At 58.2% G+C, this 20,544-nt stretch carries 14 protein-coding genes and 2 pseudogenes; 8 read left to right on the top strand and 8 right to left on the bottom strand.

Features of this window, described 5'->3' with window-relative positions:
* The 7 genes and pseudogenes from MHI61_RS32030 to MHI61_RS32690 all read right to left on the bottom strand — a co-directional run bounded on the left by MHI61_RS32030 (position 1) and on the right by MHI61_RS32690 (position 9,306).
* Positions 1-660, bottom strand: coding sequence for a glutathione S-transferase family protein (locus tag MHI61_RS32030; RefSeq protein ID WP_239793486.1), 660 nt, complete (start codon positions 658-660; stop codon positions 1-3).
* On the bottom strand, positions 657-1,499 hold the full coding sequence (locus MHI61_RS32025; protein ID WP_239793485.1) for an aromatic ring-hydroxylating dioxygenase subunit alpha: 843 nt from the start codon (positions 1,497-1,499) through the stop codon (positions 657-659). Before MHI61_RS32025 ends, MHI61_RS32030 begins: the two co-directional genes overlap by 4 nt.
* Positions 1,496-2,137, bottom strand: coding sequence for a Rieske 2Fe-2S domain-containing protein (locus MHI61_RS32020; protein ID WP_239793484.1), 642 nt, complete (start codon positions 2,135-2,137; stop codon positions 1,496-1,498). Before MHI61_RS32020 ends, MHI61_RS32025 begins: the two co-directional genes overlap by 4 nt.
* 123 nt (positions 2,138-2,260) lie before the next feature.
* On the bottom strand, positions 2,261-2,566 hold the full coding sequence (locus tag MHI61_RS32015; protein ID WP_239793483.1) for an acylphosphatase: 306 nt from the start codon (positions 2,564-2,566) through the stop codon (positions 2,261-2,263).
* Between the two features lie 212 nt (positions 2,567-2,778).
* Positions 2,779-4,773 (bottom strand): glycosyltransferase, encoded by a 1,995-nt coding sequence (locus tag MHI61_RS32010; protein ID WP_239793482.1) that lies wholly within the window; start codon positions 4,771-4,773, stop codon positions 2,779-2,781.
* Positions 4,755-5,987 carry an HlyD family efflux transporter periplasmic adaptor subunit gene (locus MHI61_RS32005; protein ID WP_239793481.1) on the bottom strand — a complete coding sequence of 411 codons (1,233 nt, stop codon included), beginning with the start codon at positions 5,985-5,987 and terminating at the stop codon, positions 4,755-4,757. The genes MHI61_RS32010 and MHI61_RS32005 overlap by 19 nt, the downstream gene beginning before the upstream one ends.
* 443 nt (positions 5,988-6,430) lie before the next feature.
* A pseudogene (locus MHI61_RS32690) lies at positions 6,431-9,306 on the bottom strand (AAA family ATPase).
* A gap of 339 nt (positions 9,307-9,645) precedes the next feature.
* Here MHI61_RS32690 and MHI61_RS31990 point away from each other — a divergent pair.
* Positions 9,646-10,227: a glutathione S-transferase N-terminal domain-containing protein gene (locus tag MHI61_RS31990; protein WP_239793479.1), complete on the top strand. Its 582-nt coding sequence runs from the start codon at positions 9,646-9,648 to the stop codon at positions 10,225-10,227.
* The gene (locus MHI61_RS31985; RefSeq protein ID WP_239793478.1) at positions 10,224-11,084 is read left to right on the top strand and encodes an alpha/beta hydrolase; all 861 of its coding nucleotides are present in this window, start codon (positions 10,224-10,226) and stop codon (positions 11,082-11,084) included. Before MHI61_RS31990 ends, MHI61_RS31985 begins: the two co-directional genes overlap by 4 nt.
* 149 nt (positions 11,085-11,233) lie before the next feature.
* On the opposite strand, the gene MHI61_RS31980 is transcribed toward MHI61_RS31985, so the two are convergent.
* On the bottom strand, positions 11,234-12,250 hold the full coding sequence (locus MHI61_RS31980; RefSeq protein ID WP_239793477.1) for a LacI family DNA-binding transcriptional regulator: 1,017 nt from the start codon (positions 12,248-12,250) through the stop codon (positions 11,234-11,236).
* A 170-nt stretch (positions 12,251-12,420) separates the two neighbouring features.
* Between MHI61_RS31980 and MHI61_RS31975 the strand changes: the two genes are divergently transcribed.
* The 6 genes and pseudogenes from MHI61_RS31975 to MHI61_RS31950 all read left to right on the top strand — a co-directional run bounded on the left by MHI61_RS31975 (position 12,421) and on the right by MHI61_RS31950 (position 20,046).
* Positions 12,421-13,680 carry a sugar ABC transporter substrate-binding protein gene (locus MHI61_RS31975; protein ID WP_239793476.1) on the top strand — a complete coding sequence of 420 codons (1,260 nt, stop codon included), beginning with the start codon at positions 12,421-12,423 and terminating at the stop codon, positions 13,678-13,680.
* 171 nt (positions 13,681-13,851) lie between these two features.
* On the top strand, positions 13,852-14,733 hold the full coding sequence (locus tag MHI61_RS31970) for a sugar ABC transporter permease (protein WP_239793475.1): 882 nt from the start codon (positions 13,852-13,854) through the stop codon (positions 14,731-14,733).
* Positions 14,726-15,562 carry a carbohydrate ABC transporter permease gene (locus MHI61_RS31965; protein WP_239793474.1) on the top strand — a complete coding sequence of 279 codons (837 nt, stop codon included), beginning with the start codon at positions 14,726-14,728 and terminating at the stop codon, positions 15,560-15,562. The genes MHI61_RS31970 and MHI61_RS31965 overlap by 8 nt, the downstream gene beginning before the upstream one ends.
* A gap of 10 nt (positions 15,563-15,572) precedes the next feature.
* Positions 15,573-16,715, top strand: a complete 1,143-nt coding sequence (gene ugpC / locus MHI61_RS31960; protein ID WP_239793473.1) for a sn-glycerol-3-phosphate ABC transporter ATP-binding protein UgpC — start codon at positions 15,573-15,575, stop codon at positions 16,713-16,715.
* A 102-nt stretch (positions 16,716-16,817) separates the two neighbouring features.
* A pseudogene (locus tag MHI61_RS31955) lies at positions 16,818-18,171 on the top strand (NosD domain-containing protein).
* Positions 18,172-18,357: 186 nt separating this feature from the next.
* Positions 18,358-20,046 carry a glycoside hydrolase family 32 protein gene (locus MHI61_RS31950; RefSeq protein WP_239793472.1) on the top strand — a complete coding sequence of 563 codons (1,689 nt, stop codon included), beginning with the start codon at positions 18,358-18,360 and terminating at the stop codon, positions 20,044-20,046.
* Positions 20,047-20,544: the final 498 nt, after the last annotated feature.

The raw sequence follows: 20,544 nt of genomic DNA, 5'->3' as shown, positions 1-20,544 counted from the left end.
TCACTTCTCCAAACCGGCCGGATGAGGATCGGGCTTCAACTCGTGCAGGCGGTGGATGCCGGGCATTTCGATGAAACCCTCAAGGCTGCGGATGGCCCGCAGCCAGAGCCGGATGTTCGGATAGGGATCGAGCGATATGCCGCCATCAGGCGCCAGCGCCACATAGGGGAAGCAGGCGATGTCGGCGATGGTCGCGCGGTCCGATACCAGGAACCGCATTCCGCGCAGCCGCTGCTCGAAAAGGCCCGCCTCCAGCTCGCGCAGCGCTGCGACCCCTTGTGCCTGTAGGGCCTCGATATTGCCGGGGCGCAGAAGCATCTGATGCAGCCGTGCGCCGCCAAGATTGGCCGTCAGCCGATGCGAAAAAGAAAGCCATTGCTGCAGGCGCGCCGTCTCCTGCGGCGCGCTTACACCCAACCATTCCCGCCCGCTCAGAGCGGCGAGATAAGCAAGGATGGCTGAAGATTCCGTCAGGACGAGGTCGCCATCCTCAAGGATCGGGATGGAGCCTGCCGGATTGAGCGCCAGAAGTTCAGGGCCGCGATGCTCGGCGCCGGGATGGAAGTCGACCGGCCGGATGTCCAGCTTGACGCCGAGGATCGCAGCCATCAGGCGGATCTTGTAGCAACTCGGCGAGAGGATGTAGTCGTAGAGCTTCATCGTGCGACCAGCTGCGCGCCATAGAGATAGTTATGGCGCTTCAACCAGCGCCGGTAAGCGATCGATGTCATGTCGGCCCGGGTCGGAATTTCCATGCCGGGATCGAGCGGCAGAAGCGCCGGTATCTGGTTTTCGAGGATCGACCGATCCTGCAGGAAAATCATCTGCTGAAAATGGATGAGGTCTGTCATTGGCGTGACGTCGTCGAAGAGGGCCATCCACGGCCACACGTCGCAAATATCTTCCGCAAGCGGCTGGACGAACAGGGTAATGACATCCCATTCCTTCGGGCGGGGAGGGCAGGTCTTGTAGAGCACCGAGCATGTCGGAGCCGGCACGCGGTACATATATTCGGTGGTTATCCCGCCGGTCGCCGATTTTGCGGCCTGCGGCTGGTAGAATTTCACCTGCGTCGCCCAGACTTCATCCTCGCGGATCTCGACCTTGTAACTTTCGACTTCGGTGTGCGGCTCGGCGCCGAGTATATCCGTATGGACGAAGGGAAAATGCGCGATGTCGAGGAAGTTCTCGACCGCTCTCAGAGGAGAACAGCGTACCCGCACGACGCCGACATCGACGAAGCGGCGGCCGGGCTGATCCGCCTCGGGAATGGCAAACAGTTCCTTGGCGGGGTTGCCGAGGGAGGACCAGACATGGCCGTAGCGAACGCGAACGGGCAGGGCGCGTCCATCGCTCGATGTAACGCGCGCCGCGCCGTCCGGCGTGCGCGTCACCTCTATCGGCTCGCCCATCAAAGCGGTTTTGCTTCCCGCCTTGGTGAGCTGGCTGAAGAGGCCGACCGGGTACCATTGATCGATCATCGCGCCTGCCCCTGTCATGCGGCATCCTTCCGGCCTGTTTCCGCCCCGCGGCGAACTGCCTCGGCGATGCGCGACGCCACGAGCCGATCCGCAACATTGCGACCCTGCTCGACAAGGACGTGAACGAGCGTGCGGCCAGTCTGCGCCGCAGGCAGCAGCCGGATCCAAGGATAATCGACAATGGGGATTAGCCCGTCCGCACCAACTTGTCCGCCGGCCGCCGCTTCGATTGCGGCAATATCGGCCTCCAGCGTCAGCGAACGGAGTGGAACGAGATGGTCGAGGGGTGGCGGTCCGACAGCCGGTTCTCTGACCGCCACCCAGATGATGCCGCCTTGTTCTTCGACCTGCTGAACCGCCACACGGATCGTTTCCGGCGGGACAAGATCGGGATGAGCCGGGATACGGATGCATCGTCCCGTCGGAGAATAGCTCCAGCCATGATAGATGCACGAGAGAGCATCGCCTCGTACGAAGCCATGAGACAACCGCATTCCACGATGCGGGCAGCGATCGGACGATGCCGATAGGCGCCGGGACTGACTGCGCCAAAGTGCGATTGGTCCCGCCGGCGTCCATGCCGGTATGACGGTTGCCGGCGGCAGATCTGCAGAAAGGGCGACCGGCGTCCACGTGCCGGTCGTATCAGAGAGCATGACCTTTACTTCCTCAATTTATTTTACCAATGCATTAGCGCCGCTGGCTATAAACTGCTGCCGAGGTTGCAATCTCAGTTTCCTAGAGAGGCTTGCATAAAAAAATCGCATTGGCAATAATGATTAAATAAAGTGCATGGAGTAATGCCGCGGGATTTGAAGTGTGTCGGCGGGATCTACAATCCTGCGCTGAATCTCGTCGACCCAGACATCGATCGGCCCGAGCGAGCATCCCATTTCCAGCATGTCGATCAGCTCCACAGGCCCTGCGACCTCAAGTTCGATGCGGTCAGCGCCGGCGTAAAAGAAATGCTGCGAAAGGCCGAGCTTTTCGGCATGACGGTGAATCCAGGGTACGAACGACGCGGCATTGACGTCGCCGAGGATCGTGATCCTTTCGCGCAATTCGCCCTGTCGTGACCGTGTCATCGCAGCGTCTCTCATCTGTCTCATGACGATAGCATAAAGGTTCGGTGCATTTGTGAAAGGGCCATGAGCAGCCGAAAGGCAGTGAGGCGAGCCTGAGCCCGGACCCGTCATACTCTTGAAGGCGCCGTCATCTCGATCCATTGGCCAGTTTACGATCGGCTCCCAGCGTTCGTGGGCCCGTGGCCAGAGCGCCACAAATGTCATGCGCCGCGCTACAACGTGCGCGTTCGCCCGAATGACCGCAACAGCAGATTGATGGAGACGGCAACCTTGTCGATGTCGCGAATGTCCCGCGAATATTGACCGGTGTAGAGTTTGATAATCATGCTGTCGCGAGCAGTGCCGCTGAGGTCGAAATAGAGGTGCAGGTAATAGGCTTGCTTGTCGCCGCTGCGACTGATGCTGCTTCGTCGTTGGGTGACCTGTCGGAGCTCTGCCTTGATCGGGGCGAAGCCGGCGAATTTCAGCGTCACCGATTTAGATTGAAATCTGGCCATGCTGGGGACTGCAACGACCGCCTTGTCCAGTGCCAGACTGACGATTTGGCCGGGGACATCGTCGACGACAGCGGGTTCATCGAGCTTGAACGCATGAAACAGCCGCCGGGGTTTCTCAAAGCAGATGAGCGACGCGATGAGCAGGACGAGGATATTGATCCCTGACCAGCAGGCCGCGACCGGCGAAAACTGGCCTTGTACATGCGACGTTTCCGGTACGATGTTGAGCAGCAGACCGAAGACGGTGATCGTCATTATGCTTGCGATCCAGGCGAAGCTGTAGCGGTCGAACTGGTTCGCCTCGTTGCCACTGCCCTTTGGCGTCACCCTGAACGGCTTGCCGAATGGTCTCACCAGGCTGGAGGCCACGGTCGGCAGCATGCGGAATGTCGCGAAGGTCCCGACGGCGCTGGAAACCACTGGCAGATAGCGCGTCGGCGTGATCCACAGCATGAGCAGAAAATACGCCGCCAGCAGCGGCACCTGATGCGAGACATAATCGGCTACATCGGTGAAATAGAGCGGGAGCAGGCCGAACCAGAGATAGACGATGGGGACGAGCAAGATCGTGAAGCGGACCAGATACTGCACCAGCCATGATGCCGGCAGGAACATGATCCGTTGAAAGAGCGTCAATCCCGGGCCGCGCAGCGGGCCATTATACAGGTAAAGGGTTTGAATACCGCCCTGACACCACCGTTCGCGCTGTACAAAATAACCGGTCAGGTTTTCGGCTGCCAGTCCCATCGACAGCCGCTCGTTCAGGTAGCGGGTCTTGTAGCCTTTGTTCAGCATCGAAAGAGTTGTCAGCAGGTCTTCCGTGATCGATTCCGTCGGAAATCCGCCTATTGCATCGATGGCCTTGCGACGGGCGATCGAGCATGACCCGCAGCAGAAACTGACGTCCCAGGCGTCTCGGCTGGGGGCGATCTCGTCGAAGAACAGGCGCTGCTCGTCCGGCCAGATATTCTCCAGGCCCAGGTTTGATTGCACCGGATCGACATTGAAGAAATGTTGAGGTGTCTGAACGATGCCGATGCTGTCATCGCTAAAGAAGGGCAGCGTCCGGCGAAGGAAATGTCGATAGGGTACAAAATCGGCGTCGAAGATCGCAATGAACTCGCCCGAGCTGACCTTCAGCCCATTGTTCATATTGCCTGCCTTGGCATGGCTGTTGTCGCCGCGCGTGACGTGGATGACGTTCTTTTCTTCGCAATAGGCCTTCAGCCAGTCGCGGCGTTGGTCGTCAAGCACATACACGTTCAATTTGTCGGCAGGATAATCCAGGGAGCGGGCGCCGATGATGGTTCGCTCGAGTACGTCGAGCGGCTCGTTATAGGTGGGAATGAAAACATCGACAGTTGGCAGTTCACGCTTGTCGCGCGCGAAGAAAACACGAGCCAGCCTGTCCGCTTCTGCGCTCCGGTCGACATGGCGGCTCATCAATACCAGAAAAAGGATGACTTCGAAGCAGGCCAGAACCTCGACGACGAACAGGGTCCAGACCCAGTAGAAGCTCGGGCCGTCGCTCGGATAGGGAAGCACTGTCTCCGTCAAGCGCCACAACATGTATCGCAATGCGAATGCCGCGACAAACGCGCAGGTCACCGCCCGTGTCCAGGTGTGATTGCGCGACCAATTGAATGGCCCCAGGAAAAAGAAGGCCAAAACGACAAAGGTCGGAACCAGCGCTACAAGATACTGAACCACAGGCTTTTAACCCAGTTGGATAGGTTGATGCCGCGCTTGGAAAACCGTACCTGTACTGTGCGCCCCACCTGGCAGAAATTCGCAAAGTCGTCGTCCATGAAGGATGGATCGAGGCGAACCCGAATGCGGGCATTGCGCTGTGTCGACGGCGGCAAACTTGCGGCAAAGGAATCGGTCTCGACCGAAGCCGAACTGCCTCTGACGGAAATGACCGTGCCCTGGAAGATATCGCTGCGGCCGAACAAACGCACCTGCGCGACAAGTCCCGGATAGATCTCGTCGTAGTTGACTTCAGGAACAAGGATATCCACAAACAGCTCCCGGCAGTCGAGCAGGCGCATCAGCTCGTTGTTCAGCACGACGTTGGAACCGTTGACGATACTCCTGCTCCAAACAACGCCGTCGAACGGCGCGATTGCGGTTGCGGATTCAAGGCTGCCGACGCGATTTCTCTCTTCGACCAATTGCTTTTGGACTTCGCCGGCTCGTGTCTCATTTTCCGCTATGCGTGAGTTCAAGTCGTTGATGCGAACGACAACCTCGTCTTCGCGCTGTCGCGAATAAGGCACGTCATTCTGTCCGTCGCCGAAGACGAAGATACCCTGGCGGACCGCATTGAGCCTTTGTTCCAATTGATCGACCGTCAGATTGCTGATTTCGACCTCGCCGCCGGTCGCAGCTCCGGCGGCGCGCGCGGCCTCAACCAGCTTCTGCGTCAGAATACCTTTTGAGTTGAGTGCCATCCGACGGTCCAGGTCGACCTGCGCAACCAGATCCTGGGCTTGCGACACCTCGACTTTTTTCCTGAGGATTTCGACTTCGCGTTCGAGATTGGCAATGGTGGTCTGCCTGTAGACTTCCAATCTGGCAGACAATTCATCGCGGAGCGCGGAGAGCTCCTCCCGTTCTTTTTTCAGGGCCGCGACACGGTCGAGTGCGGTGTTGCGATCTGCCTCGAGCGACGCGAGGATTGCGCGATTGACGCGCGTATTTTTGATTTCTGCGAGCGATTGTCCCGCTTTGACCGGGCTGCCGACCTTGAGGGGTTCTTCCGCAATCGTGCCGTCGATCGGGGCATTAACGACAGCAAACCGTGCGTTGACCGTGCCATCAAGGCTCGTAAAGCCGGTAATCGTCGGCAATGAGACGACAGTCACGAGTGTCAGCAGCAGCAGGCCGACAACGATGCGCGTAATGCGATGATTCCAGATCATGTTGACATCCGAAGGTATCGCTTTGCAGCCATCCGTCCCTATCGAGCCGGCACAAAGGGATGCAACTCATTCTTGCATAAATTAGCGCATCGAAAAATATAGACAAGGGATGGTCGCAAAATGGGCGAATGGCGGAACAGCGGTAGCCGCCAGCCCGCCGAAACAGGTTGCACCTTGTCGAGGGGGGAAACAGTGAGGCATTTTTCGGCCGTGGCGGTTCAATGCCATCGGCAGTTTCCCGGCGCCGGTCTGACGCGGGGAGACTGACATTCTTACTTGCAGGAACAGGACACTTCAACTTTGCGGAGGCGAATCTGGCGTAATGCAGGTTATGGAACTCGCTGGACCAGGGCTGACCATTACTGATGAAGCTTAATGGCACCGCGTCACTCCGAGGCGGAAGGCGGTTGCGCGCAAAGCTGCGACGGCTGGTCATCACTTGGCTATGTCAGCTCAACGATCCGCAGCCGGTGCGCTATCGCGGCAGCGGCGCCGCGACTCGGCACCGATAGTTTGCCTAAAATGTTGGAGACGTGCACGCTCGCCGTTTTCGAGGAAATAAACAAATTCCTGGCGATGTCGCGGTTGCTCTGTCCGTCCGCGATGAGCCGAAGTACCTCAAGTTCCCGATCAGTTAGGCCAAATGGCGCTTTTCCAACACAATCGTCCTCTCCATCTCGTAAATCAATCCGGGCCTTCGCAGCGAAGGCCTCAATCTGGTCGGACAAAAGGTGCGCGCCAATCGATTGGGCAAGACGAAATGCCTGTCGGAAATTGCGTGCCGCATGCACTCGCTTGGCGGCGTTCAATGCGGCGGCACCTGCCTGCATAAGGGCGTATGCCTGCCGGAAAGGCTGGTTCAGATCGGCCCAGCTTCGGGCAACTGCCTCCCACATATTTATGTCAGAGGCCGTAGCCCGCGATATCTCAGCCGAGATTTCTAGACTTTCGGCGTCCTCCACCTTGTTGCGTCGCGGAGCGCGGCCAGCGAGCTCTGCGAGTTCGAGAACAACGTCCTTCTGGCGCGTATCGACCGCAACACGCATGGCGGAGACCATGAGTGGCCATGACACGCCTCCTTGGGCCTTTAGAAACGTCAGGGCGGATTTAGCTGAACTTGCACACTCATCCCGATCGCCCGCGAGAGCTCGGCTTTCGATCTCAAATCTACGAAGATTGGCCGCCATTCGATTGGCAACTTGGGGTCCGGGCGGAAGCTCGCACAGCGAACTCACCGCGGCCGCCATACGGTCCACGTCTCCTAACACGATGGCGATTTCAGCTTGGCATTCGAAGACGTGAACAAGTCCCAGTGGCAGCGGATCCAACGCCGCCATCCGTTCGCATGTTTCAGTGGCCTCGGAGACACGGCCCAAGCCTAAATAGGCGCGGCAAAGGGGCGCGCCAACCAGAGCTCCGATATACCTTGCCTGCCCGAGCTCGACCGTCCGCGCAAAGATTGCCGGTCCAATGTCAATAATCTGACCATACTCTCCTGCGACGAGTAAGGCCTGCAGCAGCGCTGCGCCCGCAAGAACCTCGACTTGGCCGGTGGATGCCTGCTCCGCTCGCCCTACGACGATCCGATGTGCATCGATATAAGAGGCGTTCGGGGGCATGTTCAGCATCGCCCCAATGATCATGGCTTCGATGCGGTATTCCTCATCGTCGAGCCTCTCTGCCAGATCCCTCAATTCCTCTCCCAATCGCTTGGCGCGATCGAACTCCCCCCGCAAAATCAATGCGCGGGAAAACTGCCCCAATGCGTCAGCACGAAGCCTTGTTGGACCGACTGCATTGTCAAGCGCACGCTCGAGATCTGCGATCTCGCCTGCGACGAGCGAATGCTGACGCATGACCGCACGCTGCAGGAGAAGTGCCGCCAACTGCTCACCATCCCGATCGGCGTCAAGTTCAGCGAGTGCGCGGTCGACAAAGGCGAGCCCCTGCTCCGCCTCCGCCGCCCAACAAGCGGCGTCAGCGGCGAGTTCCAAAACCTTACAATGGTCCGCTCCGATCAATTGCCTTGCATTTTCGACCTCCGGCCACGCCGCCAGCACGAGCTTCAGCATCTCCATCTGGTCCATATAGGCGAAAGCGGCAGCGGCTTCCCCCGCAGCTTGCCAAGCCCATTTGAGACAGCGTTCTGCTTGGCCGGCTCCATGCCAGTGCCGCGCAAGCGCTACAGAATGCCAAATGCGGTAGCTTGGAACCGAGCCACGTTCGAGCACGTCGGCGTAGAGGCGATGGATGGCCACCTTTTCGCCAGCGATCAGGTCGCCGCGCACAGCGTCGTGGATGAGCGCGTGGCGGAACGCATATCCATCTCGATCGGGGACCAGGACCCCAGCCGAAATCGCAGGGCGCAGCAGTTCGACCAGATCGAGGTCTGGTTTGTTCGTCACGCTGCGAAGAAGCGAATGGGTGATTTGCGGTCCTCCGAGCGCCATGACTTTCAACAATCCGCCGGTGGATGGCGGCACCTCTCCACGGCTCTCAGCAGATAGTCATTGAGAGAGCCGGTGACATTTGCGCGCAGGCTTCCGCTCGCGTCGATGAGGGCCTCGGTGAACAGCGGAATTCCGCAGCCCCGCGCATAGACACTGTTGATCACAGCAGGCTTCGGCGGCCGCCCTATCAAACCCTCGAGCTGGACGGCGATCTCTGCATAGGTGAGGCGACGGAGTTGAAGCACCTCGGAGCCCTCGCAAAGAGAGATATCCCCAATGGTTGTCCGCAGTGCGTTGCGGCTTGCCTCCTCGGCTCGATACGTAACGATGAGCATGAGCCGGATGTCCATCAGCCGCCGCGTCAAAAAGCGAAGCAGATCGAAGGTTCCCTGATCGGCCCAGTGAATGTCCTCGATGACCAGGACGAGCGGCATCTCGCGTGCCAGTTCCTCAAACAGCTTCCGCAACGTCTCGAAAAGCCGCGACCTTGCGATGCCCGCGTCAAATCGTTCAGATAGCTCGCCGAGTTCAGGAAGGAGCCATGCCAGCTCTCGCGCGCCTTCGCAGCCGACAAGCGACTTGATCAAGGACTGGCCGCGTAGGCGAGCCAATTCATGCAACAGACCTGTAGCGGGCGCATAAGGTAACGCCGATTCCTGTTGCTCAATGCACCCACCCTTAAGGATCAATGCGCGGCCTGAGAGCCGGTTCGTGAATTCTTCCACCAACCGGCTCTTTCCGCCACCAGCTTCGGCCGCGAGAAGAATGCAATGCTGCCGACCGCCCGAGATGTCTCGGAAAGCAGACTCCATCGAATTGAGTTCTGCGATTCGGCCCGAGAACCGCGTCCTTTTGCGGAAAGTCGACAAAAAATGCTCCGAGAGCTGGAGTTCCGAGATTAACGAGTTGAGGTTTTAACCGTGCCGGCGCGCACAATTGGGAGCTGGGTGTGGGGTCTGACGGCTAGGTGGCAGGCTGGCACCGATATCATGCAGGGCTCCCAGATTAGATGTGCTCAATCGTCCGATGATTAATCTGCTCCTCGAAGCGCATTTCGCACCGGTCCTACTCAATATGCCTGATGCGGCACCCCCCACCTTAGCCACAGTATGCGGACACGAAGAAGACGTCTACCCACAGGCGACCGGGCAGCCGCCCAACCCAACCTACGTCTTCTGAGACCATGAAACGAAGGAAGGATTGGCTGAATGAAACTCTACTCTGCACCCGGCTTCACCAGCTTGGCAGATCATATCGCGATGCTGGAGGCTGGAATTCAATTCGACTTGGTCAAGGTCGACCTCGAGACGAAACGGGTTGAAGGCGGGGGCCGCTACCTGGACATCAATCCCACCGGCTATGTTCCCGCTCTCATGTTCGACGACGGTGAAGTGATGACGGAAAATGTCGCGATCCTGATGTGGATCGCCGACCGCGCGGCCGAACTTGCGCCGCAGGGCCATCTTGGCCGCTACCGCCTGATCGAGATGCTGAGCTTTATCGCGACCGAGATTCACAAGCGGTTCCCCACCTATCTCGCGCTTCCGGAGAACGTCAGGGAGCCCACGCGCCAGCAGCTGTTGCATTGGTTCAGCTTCCTCGCGGGCCGATTGGATCGCGGCTATCTTTTCGGAGAAACCTTTACGGTCGCGGATGCCTATCTCTTTCAATTGGCGTGGGGGGCGACTCACCTCGGCTTTCCCCTCCCCGAGCCGTTTGACGACTACCTCGCCCGGATCGAAAAGAGGCCTGCGGTACAAACAGCGTTGCGTCGCGAGGGCCTGGCATGAGCGAGCTTGCTATCCGCACCGACGGGGTCGAACTCACAACGCAGAGCTTCGGCAATCCAACCCAGCCGCCGCTGCTCCTGATCATGGGTGGCATGGCTTCAATGCTATGGTGGCGGCAGGAATTCTGCCAGCGGCTCGCCGATCGGGGTCTTTTCGTGATCCGTTATGACCAGCGCGACACAGGTCTTTCGACGAAATATCCTCCCGGTCAGCCGGGCTACACCTTCGACGACGCCGTCGATGACGTGTTCCGCGTGCTCGACGGGTACGGGATTTTGAACGCCCATGTCGTGGGCTTTTCCCTTGGCGGCATGGTCGGTCAGGGCGCTGCACTGAAGCATCCGGAACGAGTGCTTTCGCTGACGGCGATAAGCACCTCGCCACTCGGGATGGACACCTCCGGCCTTCCGTCCAGCGGCGAGGCCTGGATGGAACATATGTCTGTCGAGGCAAACTGGGCGGATCGGGCAGACGCGGTGGCCTACCTGGTCGACGACGCGCGCCTGACTGCGGGAACGGCGCATCCATTCGACGAAGCCCGAACCCGAGCTTTCCTTGAACGGGATTTTGACCGGTCCGGAGGCTATCTCAGCGCCACCAACCATAGCATCCTCTTTGAAATCGGCGAGACTTGGCAGGGCCGACTGAACGAGATGAAAGTGCCTCTACTCGTCATTCATGGCAGAGCCGATCCGGTCTTCCCGCTGGCGTACGGCGAGGCACTCGCGCGCGCCGTCACGGATGCAAGTTTGCTGAAGATCGAAGGCGGTGGCCACGAACTTCATCACGGCGACTGGGAAGAAATCATTTCTGCCATCGACGATAATGTCGGAAGGTGGCACCTGCGGTGCACGTAGCATAGCATTGATTTATGGAACCTGACTCGCCGGGCAGCCTGACGGGTCAGTTCTATCAGCCTGACGTGCCAAGCGCCGGCCAAATCCGCATAACCACTGCTTTGCCGAATTGATCGCGGGTCTAAGCGCTCCTGCCTCTTGAGGTCAGACTATACGGATCGCACCGACGTTCGCTCGACCAGTTTGCAGGGCATAACGCGGCTGCCCGGAGCCTTGTTTCCCGCCACCACGCTATTCAACAATTCCGCCCCTTCCAGACCTAAATCGTAGTAAGGCAGGGCCGCAGTGGTCAGTTCCGGCTTCAGCGCCAGGGAAACCGTCCGGAAATCGTCAAAGCCGACAATACTGACATCCTCAGGGATGCGCAGACCCAATGCCATTGCTGCTATGTAGACTTGAATCGTCATTTCGTCATTGCCGCTCATGATTGCCGTCGGCCGATCCTTTTGTTGCAGCATCTCTGTCGCAACGGCAAAAACGTAGTTGTTCTCCGCTCCGACCGGCCCTTCCATGCCCAGACGGATGCTCAGGTCGCTCTCGGCAAGGCCAAAGTCTGCAGCGGTTTTACGGAAGGCATCGAGGCGCAGCTGCGCACCCAACAGGATGGGATTGAGCCGGATGTAGCCGATCTTTCGATGACCCCGGTCAAGCAGATAGCGGGTAAGATCTTGCGCGCCCTGGTAGTCATCCGGCTCGATCGACGGCAACAGTTCGTTCGTCTGAGGCCTGCAGTTGATCATCACCGTCGGAATTCGGACGTCGCCGGCCTCAGGGTCCACGGTGCGACGATACATTGTCACATAAAGAACCCCGTCGATCCGATGGGACTGGAACATTTTCCAGATGTCAGCCTCTCTCTTGGACGAGCCACCAGTATTGGCCATGAGGATAGTCTTCCCGTTCGCATTGGCCCAATCCTGTATTCCTCGCACAATGTCGACCGAATAGGGCGTGGTAGACACATAATCGGTGATGATGCCGAAGGTGTTGGAGCGGCTCGACCGTATGAGACGCGCAGCCATGTTGGGGATGTAGCCAAGATCCCGAATAGCCTTCTCCACACGCTCCCGGGTTTCCTCCGTCACGTAGGGCTCGCCGTTAATCACGCGAGAGACTGTCTTATTCGAAACCCCGGCCGCTTTCGCGACACTGATAATGCTGACCATGTCCCGCCGATCTCCTTGCTGGCAACCGTTCTAAACCAGTTAGCTGACAACGTCGACATATTTCTATGACAACGTCGACAGTGCGTGTTGACAACGTCGTCATAGAGGGATTATGGTCCAGGAAAGCAAGGGTGCTAATGCAAGCGCCCCGGCCAGCAAGGGAGGAATCAATGAGGAAACTGCTTGGTGCCAGCGCGCTTGCGCTCATCTTCATGGCGGCTGCGGCGAAGGCCGAAACCATCAACATCCTTGTCGAAGGCGGCGGCGAGATGCTGCAGAAGGCGGTGGCCGAAAAATTCACCAAAGAAACCGGCATTGAGGCCAAATTCACTGTCGTTCCCTATCAGGGCGTGTTCGACAAGTTCTCTGCCGAGATCGCCTCCGGCTCGTCGGCCTTCGATGTCGTGACGATCGACGTGGTCTGGAACGCAAAGTTCGCGAACCACGTCGATGACCTCTCGCCCCTCTTTACCGATACAGTGCGCAAGGATCTGCCGCCGGCTTTGCTTGACGACGCAAAGGTTGGCGACAAGATGATCGGAATGCCCGCCTGGGCGAATGCCGAGATCGTCTTCTATCGCAAGGACCTCTTCGATAAGCCCGAGGAAAAGGAAGCGTTCCAGGCAAAGTATGGGTATCCCCTTGCGCCGCCCAAGACCTGGCAGCAATGGCGTGACATGGCGAAATTCTTCACGCGCGACACTGACGGCGACGGCAAGGTCGACTTCTGGGGCACTGATACCATCGGCACCTTCTCGGAAGAATGGATGGCGCATGTGCTGCAGGCGGGCTCGCCCGGTGTGATCCTTGACAAGGATGGCAATGTCATCATCGACAACGAGGCGCACAAGAAGGCCCTGGAGTTCTATATCGCGCCGCACTGCACCGATCATTCGGTTCCTGAAAACGTCAACGAAATCGGCTGGGGCGAGGCCCAAAACCTGTTCTATCAGGGCAAGACAGCGATGATGAAATTCTGGGCGCACGCCTACAAGATGACGCCTGAGGATTCCAAGGTCAGCGGCAAAGTCGGCGTCGCTCCGATGTTGGCCGGTGATGCAGGCATCGCCGCCATTCCGGGTCCGTGGTACAATGTCATTCCTTCGGCATCCCAGCATAAGGATGCGGCGAAAAAGTTCATCGCTTTCGCAATCGCCAACAATGGATTGGGCATCGAAGCCAAGCTCGGCCTTGCCGCGACAAACTCGGCCTATAACAGCTATGCCGGCAAGCCCGGCTATGAGCATTTCAAGCCGCTGCTTGAAACGTTGAGCGCGCCGGCAACGCAAGGCCGGCCGATGAACGAAAAATATCAGGAAATCGTCGACGAGGCTGTCCTGCCGGCCGTGCAGCAGGCGCTGACGTGCAAGGCGGACGTGGGAGAAGTGCTTACGGAAGCCAAGGAAACGATCGAGGATATCCTCGATTAAAGCGCGTCGCGTCAAATATGATTCATGCAACGCGCTTTAGGCCTTTGTTTTATGCATGTCGTTCTCCCGGAACCGCTGCACACTTCCGGGCGACATGCATTAGTCCGACTTTTCCTCAATCTCGCGGGAGGCTCATTGTCACTCCCGCGCCATCAGCTTTCGGAGGCGAACATGTCGGATGAAGACCGATTTGTGCTCTGCATGCTCGCGCCCGCGGTTGCGATCCTCGGCTTGTTGGTCGCCTACCCCGTGGGGCTGCTGATCTTCGATTCCTTCTTCAAGGTCGAAACGATCACGCCTCACATCCGCGAATGGGTTGGGCTGCAGAACTATGTCGATGCCTTGACGTCGAAGCGCGTCGCCGAAAGCGCTCTGCGGACGCTTCAGTATTCGGTCTTCGCACTCTTTTTCGAGTTCACCTTCGGCTTCTGCGCCGCCTTGCTGTTCTCGGCCATGGTGGGCCAATCGCGTTGGCACCGCACGATCTTCGCTCTGCCGCTGATGGTGCCGCCGATCGTTGCCGGCCTGCTGTGGCGGTTCCTGCTGGTCGGCAATATCGGCATCCTGAACTACGGGCTGGTTCGCCTGGGGTTGATCGGCGACCCCAACGAGATTGCTTGGCTCTCCAGCGAGGATATCGTCATCTATTCCGTATCCTTCGCCGACATATGGCTGACCACCTCCTTTGTCGCACTCGTCTCCTATGCAGGGTTGACGAACATCCCCAGGGACCTTCTCGAGGCGGCCCGGATCGATGGGGCGAACGCGCTCAAGCGGTTCTGGCATGTCACCCTGCCGCTGATGCGGCCGGTCATCGCCGTCGTGGTCATCGTGCGGGGCGTGGATGCCGCCAAGACGTTCGATCTGATCTGGATCCAGACGCAGGGTGGTCCCCGCCATGCCTCGGAAGTGTTCTCGATGAACATCTATCAGCGCATGGTTCGGTTTGGCGATCTCGGCGAGGCCTCCGCATCCGGCACGCTGTTCCTCCTCGTCATGATGGTTCTGGCCGGCATTGCCTATTGGAAGATATGGAGGCCGGTCCATGCATAGAGCGCCTCGCCTCAATACCAGCGGAGTCCTGATCAACGCCGCGGCCCTAGTGCTCGTGCTGTCCTATGCGCTGCCTTACATCTATTTGCTGATGACCTCGATCAAGCCGGCGGCCGATGTCCAGCAGATCCCGCCGAGCTTCTTTCCCGCCGTCATATCGTTCGAGAATTTTCGGGAAGTCTTGCAATCGTCGACGCTGCCGAAGGCTTTCGTCAATTCGCTCACGGTGGCGGTACTGACGACCGCGCTCTCGCTGCTGGTGGCGGTGCCGGCCGCCTATGTTGCCACCCAGTATCGCCGCCGGATCACGACACTTTTCCTGCTCTTTGCCTTGGTCACCCGCATGGTGCCGTCGGTCTCGCTGGGCGTGCCGCTGTTCCAGCTTTTGAAGTCCATGGGTCTGCTTGACAGCATTCCAGGGCTGGTTCTCGCGCACACTTCGGCCGCTGTGCCACTGGCGCTGTTGCTGATGTCGGCATTTTTCGAAGGTGTGCCCAAGGAACTCGAAGAAGCTGCTCGCATGGATGGCTGCACACGGTTCCAAGCCTTTCGGAAAATCATTCTTCCTGTGATGACCGGCGGAATTGCCGTCACCGCGCTCTTCACCTTCATCACCAGCTGGAACGAGTTCCTCTATGCACTGCTGCTAACGTCGGAAGCGACCAAGACGGCACCGATCGTTATTGCCGAATACAATTCGGTCTACGGGCTTGCGTGGGGCGCGATGACCGCCGCCGCGGTGCTCTATTCGCTGCCCGTCATCATCGTAACGCTCGCACTTCAAAAACAGATCGTCGGCGGGCTGACGTTCGGCGCTGTGAAGGGATGAGGAGACCAGCATGGCCGGTGTAGAACTGCGCAATATCAACAAGATCTACGGAAACAGCTTTCACGCTCTGCATGACCTCAACTTCGACATCAAGGACGGTGAGTTCATGGTGTTTGTCGGTCCGTCGGGATGTGGGAAGTCGACAGCACTCAGAATGATCGCAGGCCTGGAGAGCATTTCCGGCGGTGAACTCAAGATCGGTGGCCGGGTCGTAAACGATGTCGATCCCAAAGACCGCGACATTGCCATGGTCTTCCAATCCTACGCGCTCTATCCGCATAAGACGGTGCGCGAAAACATCGCCTTTCCGCTGCTGATGGCCGGGCTGCCCAAGGCTGAGATCGACAGCCGCGTGAACGAGGCGGCGCGCATTCTCGAATTGACGACATTGCTCGACCGTAAGCCGGCGCTTCTCTCCGGCGGACAGCGCCAGCGCGTCGCTATGGGGCGGGCGATCGTCCGCAAGCCGGCAGCCTTCCTGATGGATGAACCATTGTCGAACCTCGATGCCAAGCTGCGCGTGCAGATGCGGGCTGAGATTGCCAGCCTGCAAAGAAAGCTGAATGTCACCACGATCTATGTGACCCACGACCAGGTCGAGGCAATGACGATGGGTGATCGCGTCGCTGTCATGAAAGGCGGCGTGCTGCAGCAAGTCGACACGCCGCAAAACCTGTACAATCGCCCCGACAACGTCTTTGTCGCCGCCTTTATCGGATCGCCCTCGATGAACTTGTACGAGGCCGTTCTGAATGGCAGGACGCTGACCCTGGGCAACAACAGTTTCGAAATCCCTGACCGGGTTTTCGAATATCGCCCCTCGCTCAACGGTGCGTCTAACCGTCACGTCATTGTCGGTATCCGGCCCGAGCACATGAACGACGCCGCAATCCGGCCTTCTTCGGCCGAGATCTCGGCCCCGGTCACTCTTGTTGAGGCGCTGGGTTCTGAATCCATGGTGCATCTGAATATCGACGCGCCTTGGGTGGATGCCGGCGACCCGGACGCCATCGCCGACATCGGCAACGATAAAGCTGCTGTCGCCCGGTTTTCTCCGAAGAGCACAGTCCGCGCCGGTGACGTTGCGCGCATCGCTGTCGATGCGGAAGAACTTCACTTCTTTAGGCCTGACACCCGCACCAGCATCTGGTGATCAAAAACAGAGCGCTGCTTGAACGCATTTCCCCAGGCGCTTGCGAGCAACCATCAGTCTACTCTCGCTGTGGAGTAAGAAATGTCCGAGGAGACATTAACAATGGCTAGCGAAAACTGCTTCGATGTAACGAAATATCCCGCAGGGAATCCCTGATGAGGATATTGGAGCGGTCATCAACAGCATCATTGCGGATATCAAAAGAGGACAACCCGTATCCGATCTGAATGACGGCGGAAAACCTGGAGCGGTTATCTATATACCGCCAGGCGATTACCGACTTGTCACTCAAGTCGTTATCGACGTGAGCTATCTGAAGATCGTGGGCTCCGGGCATGGCTTTACGTCTTCGAGCATTCGTTTCAACGTACCCGCAAACGAGCTGAGACACTGGCATGAAGTGTGGCCGGGCGGAAGTCGGGTGCTCGTCGACACATCTCCAGAGGCCGCCGACGGTGAGGCGGCAGGCGCCGCGTTTTACGTTAAGCGCACCGGAAATCCTCGCATAAGCTCCGTGGAATTTGCCGACTTCTGCATCGACGGTCTGCACTTCATTGACGACGGTTCGGAGCAACATGACGCAGAAAATACATACAAGAACGGCAAAACCGGAATCTATGTAGGCAGCGCCAACGACTCATTCCGAATAACCGGGATGGGTCTTATCTATCTGGAGCATGGAGTTACTGTTCATCATGCAGATGCGCTCGCGATAGATAACAATTTCATTGCCGAGTGCGGCAACTGCATCGAATTGAAAGGTATGGGACAGGCGTCAAGAATAGCGAATAATTTCGTGGGAGCCGGCTACAGGGGCCATTCCATTTTCGCGGAAAACTATGGGGGTGTTCTGATATCCTCAAACAACGTGTTCCCTCGAGGAGCGAGCAGCATCTATTTTTCCGGCGTCGTCCGTTCCGCGGTCACAGGAAATAGATTCCACTCCTTTTATCCCGGAATGTTGGTTCTCGCCGATAACAGCTGCGAGAATTTGGTCTCCTCAAATCACCTGTTGCGAGATCGCGAACCATGGGCGCCGATGCAGAAGTACGACAACGGGCTGGATGATCTGTTCGGACTTTTGCGCATTGACGGGAGCAACAACTCGGTCATCGCAAACCACATCTCGGAAACGATCGATACTCAGTATATCAAGCCGATCGCCGCAAAGCCTGTGATTATCAACCTGGTTTCCGGGAGCGGAAATTACATCGCCAATAATCACATTGTGGCCACGACTGAAAAATCGCAAAGCAGCGATGCACCAGAAAGTGCCTGCTTTTCAACACAAGTGGGCGCATTGCTTTCAACGAGCAATTTGGAGACGCTCGAAGTCACGGCAGTGAAGGTCCAAGAGAGTTCCGTACGGAACACAGTGCTCGATTCAGGCAGTGACGAACAGGTTCAGTTGGACAGAACAATGAATGCGTTCCGGGCCACTCCAGCGATAGGGTAGCGGCAGCGGCTCCCGGTTCAGATCGCCGGCCTCGGACCTTGAACGCGACCGTTTCTTATCCTTGATCGGACGCCAAGCGAAAAAAGAAAAACTGGAATGCCACCTCAGTCACTGGCCGCGGCCGGGATAGCGGCCGTGCGCCCGGGCGGTATCGGGTCGAGACCATTCACTTTGTGGAGGAACAGCATGCGAAGGCAGAAAATGCGATTGGCGCTTGGGACGCGCGTTGAATTCTGGGCGACATCGAAGGAGCCGAGCTCAGACGAATTCCCATTTCGCATTCTGCAGGGTGACCAGCTCTTGTGGGGGGTGAAACGCTTCTCGGAGTTTTCGGAATTTTACAGCTACCATCATCGTGAAGCGGGCGAGGTGGAGTTCGAATGGGATGAAGGCAGAACAGAATTCACCTGGGCCTATGCTTACGATCCACGGTCAGTCTCGAAGACCGGAATCACTGTTTTGGAATTCGGGGAACAATTGGTGGAGCGCACCGGGCCCGAAATCGGCAGCTGGTGTGCAGCCGACCCGCAACGGCCACGCCTGCACTTCTCGCCGGTGAAAAACTGGATGAATGATCCCAACGGGTTGTGCAAGGTTGGCGATGTCTGGCATCTGTTCTACCAGTTCCATCCGGGCGGCACGGATTGGGGCCCGATGCATTGGGGGCATGCGACCAGCCACGACCTGTGTGCGTGGCTTCACATGCCGGTCTTCTTGCGACCGGAACAGAATCTCGCCCGCCTCGGTGCGACCGGTGGCGCGTTCTCGGGGAGCGCGTTCAGGGATCGGGACGGAAAGATAAAGTTCTATTACACGGAGCGCTTGCCCGCATACGATCTCTTCGCAGATTACCGCGAAGTCCAGAAGATCGCCGAACCCGGCCGCGACCTTATCAACGCCGAGCGGATCACGACCGTGCTGGAGATGCGTCCGGAAGGCGTGCAGCATGATTTCCGAGACCCTAAAGTCTGGTGGGACGAAGCCGCCAACGCCTATCGGATGATCCTGGGCGCATCAATTCATGGTGATCCGGCGGTGCTGCTTTATGGCGCCGACGATGGACTGGAATGGCAATATCTGGGGCTGCTTTACCGCGCGCCCGTCAATTTCCGCGAAGAAGGCGCCCGCGCAGTGGAATGCCCCGACTTCTTTCGGCTGGAGGACAAGTGGGTTTTGGTGATGGGCTTTGTGGGCCATATCGAACCAACGACACGGCGCCACAATCTCCTCTACGCCCTGATCGGCGAGTTTATCGACGATCGCTTTGTACCTGATACGCCCGAGCTGCAACTGCTGGATTTCGGGACTGACTATTACGCGATGCAGAGTTTCGAAGCCGAAGGGCGGCAGATCGCCTTTGCATGGCTTTTCAACTGGGAATACCGCAAGCCAAAGGGTTCAGCCTATTCCGGCGAAATGTCCTTGCCCCGCGTTCTAAGTCTCAGTGAAGACAAGACGAAAATATGCATGCTGCCGGCACACGAGGTCGACGAGCACGTTGTCGCCATCCCTCTCGCCGCGGACCAAAGCGGCGGCTACTCACTGCCCGGCGGCCCGATCGAGATCCGGCTTTCCGGCTCGCTGCAGGGCAGCAAGCTTGTCGCGACGGCGGGCGGCGAACTTGCTTTCGAGGTGGGCGTCGCCGACGGTATCCTTTCGATCCGGCTCGCCCAGGACGATGGCTCGATCCAATACGTGGCGGAGCTTGGCGGCGGGAAGGACCTTCGTCTGTTTCATGACCGCGGAATCGTCGAGATATTCGCCGATGGCGGAGCGGTTTGTGGAACCCGCCGCGGCTACGTGAATATAGAGCCCGATCGACTGGAAATCTCATCCTCTGCATTGGCGGAGGTGTTTGAAAGGTACTCGAAATGATTCGCTGCTGTGGCGAGGCAATGATTCGCTATGCTTCCACGTCAACGAGACCGGGGGGCTGGTTTTCTTCCTCATGCGAGCGGATCCGTCTTCAACACCGCAATCGCACTGGGGCGGCTAGGAGTAAAAGTCGGTCTGTTGTCGGGAATGCAAAATGATATGTTCGGGGAGCAACTCGTTTCCGCTCTACGAGAAAGTCACGTCGATACATCGAAGTGATTGCGTCCGAACGGCCAAGTACGTTGGCTTTCGTGAGGATTGTCGGCGACCACGCAAGCCATTCCTTCTTCAATGAGAATCAGCCGGCCGAATGTTAAACGCAGCTGAGCTGCAAGCTTTGCCGCCAGAGGTCAGTAGCCTGTCCTTCGGCGGCATCAGCTTGGCTTGCGAGCCCTGCGGGAAACCTACAGCTGGCTTGCGCGACAAGCGGCGGATAGTCGGCTTGTCATGCTCGACCCCGACATCCGCGCGGATTTCATAAGCGATGCCGCGCGTTGT

It is taken from the genome of Rhizobium sp. K102 (assembly GCF_022385315.1).
Classification (GTDB): domain Bacteria; phylum Pseudomonadota; class Alphaproteobacteria; order Rhizobiales; family Rhizobiaceae; genus Rhizobium; species Rhizobium croatiense.
The sequence above is the reverse complement of the archived record's forward strand: the minus strand, read 5'-3'. Positions and strand labels throughout refer to the sequence as shown.

What these genes read in the sequence shown, in the direction of transcription:
- MHI61_RS32030 (WP_239793486.1), bottom strand. Translation starts at nt 660, where the DNA reads ATGAAGCTCTACGACTACATCCTCTCGCCGAGTTGCTACAAGATCCGC.
- MHI61_RS32025 (WP_239793485.1), bottom strand. Translation starts at nt 1,499, where the DNA reads ATGACAGGGGCAGGCGCGATGATCGATCAATGGTACCCGGTCGGCCTC.
- MHI61_RS32020 (WP_239793484.1), bottom strand. Translation starts at nt 2,137, where the DNA reads ATGCTCTCTGATACGACCGGCACGTGGACGCCGGTCGCCCTTTCTGCA.
- MHI61_RS32015 (WP_239793483.1), bottom strand. Translation starts at nt 2,566, where the DNA reads ATGACACGGTCACGACAGGGCGAATTGCGCGAAAGGATCACGATCCTC.
- MHI61_RS32005 (WP_239793481.1), bottom strand. Translation starts at nt 5,987, where the DNA reads ATGATCTGGAATCATCGCATTACGCGCATCGTTGTCGGCCTGCTGCTG.
- MHI61_RS31990 (WP_239793479.1), top strand. Translation starts at nt 9,646, where the DNA reads ATGAAACTCTACTCTGCACCCGGCTTCACCAGCTTGGCAGATCATATC.
- MHI61_RS31985 (WP_239793478.1), top strand. Translation starts at nt 10,224, where the DNA reads ATGAGCGAGCTTGCTATCCGCACCGACGGGGTCGAACTCACAACGCAG.
- MHI61_RS31980 (WP_239793477.1), bottom strand. Translation starts at nt 12,250, where the DNA reads ATGGTCAGCATTATCAGTGTCGCGAAAGCGGCCGGGGTTTCGAATAAG.
- MHI61_RS31975 (WP_239793476.1), top strand. Translation starts at nt 12,421, where the DNA reads ATGAGGAAACTGCTTGGTGCCAGCGCGCTTGCGCTCATCTTCATGGCG.
- MHI61_RS31970 (WP_239793475.1), top strand. Translation starts at nt 13,852, where the DNA reads ATGTCGGATGAAGACCGATTTGTGCTCTGCATGCTCGCGCCCGCGGTT.
- MHI61_RS31965 (WP_239793474.1), top strand. Translation starts at nt 14,726, where the DNA reads ATGCATAGAGCGCCTCGCCTCAATACCAGCGGAGTCCTGATCAACGCC.
- ugpC (WP_239793473.1), top strand. Translation starts at nt 15,573, where the DNA reads ATGGCCGGTGTAGAACTGCGCAATATCAACAAGATCTACGGAAACAGC.
- MHI61_RS31950 (WP_239793472.1), top strand. Translation starts at nt 18,358, where the DNA reads ATGCGAAGGCAGAAAATGCGATTGGCGCTTGGGACGCGCGTTGAATTC.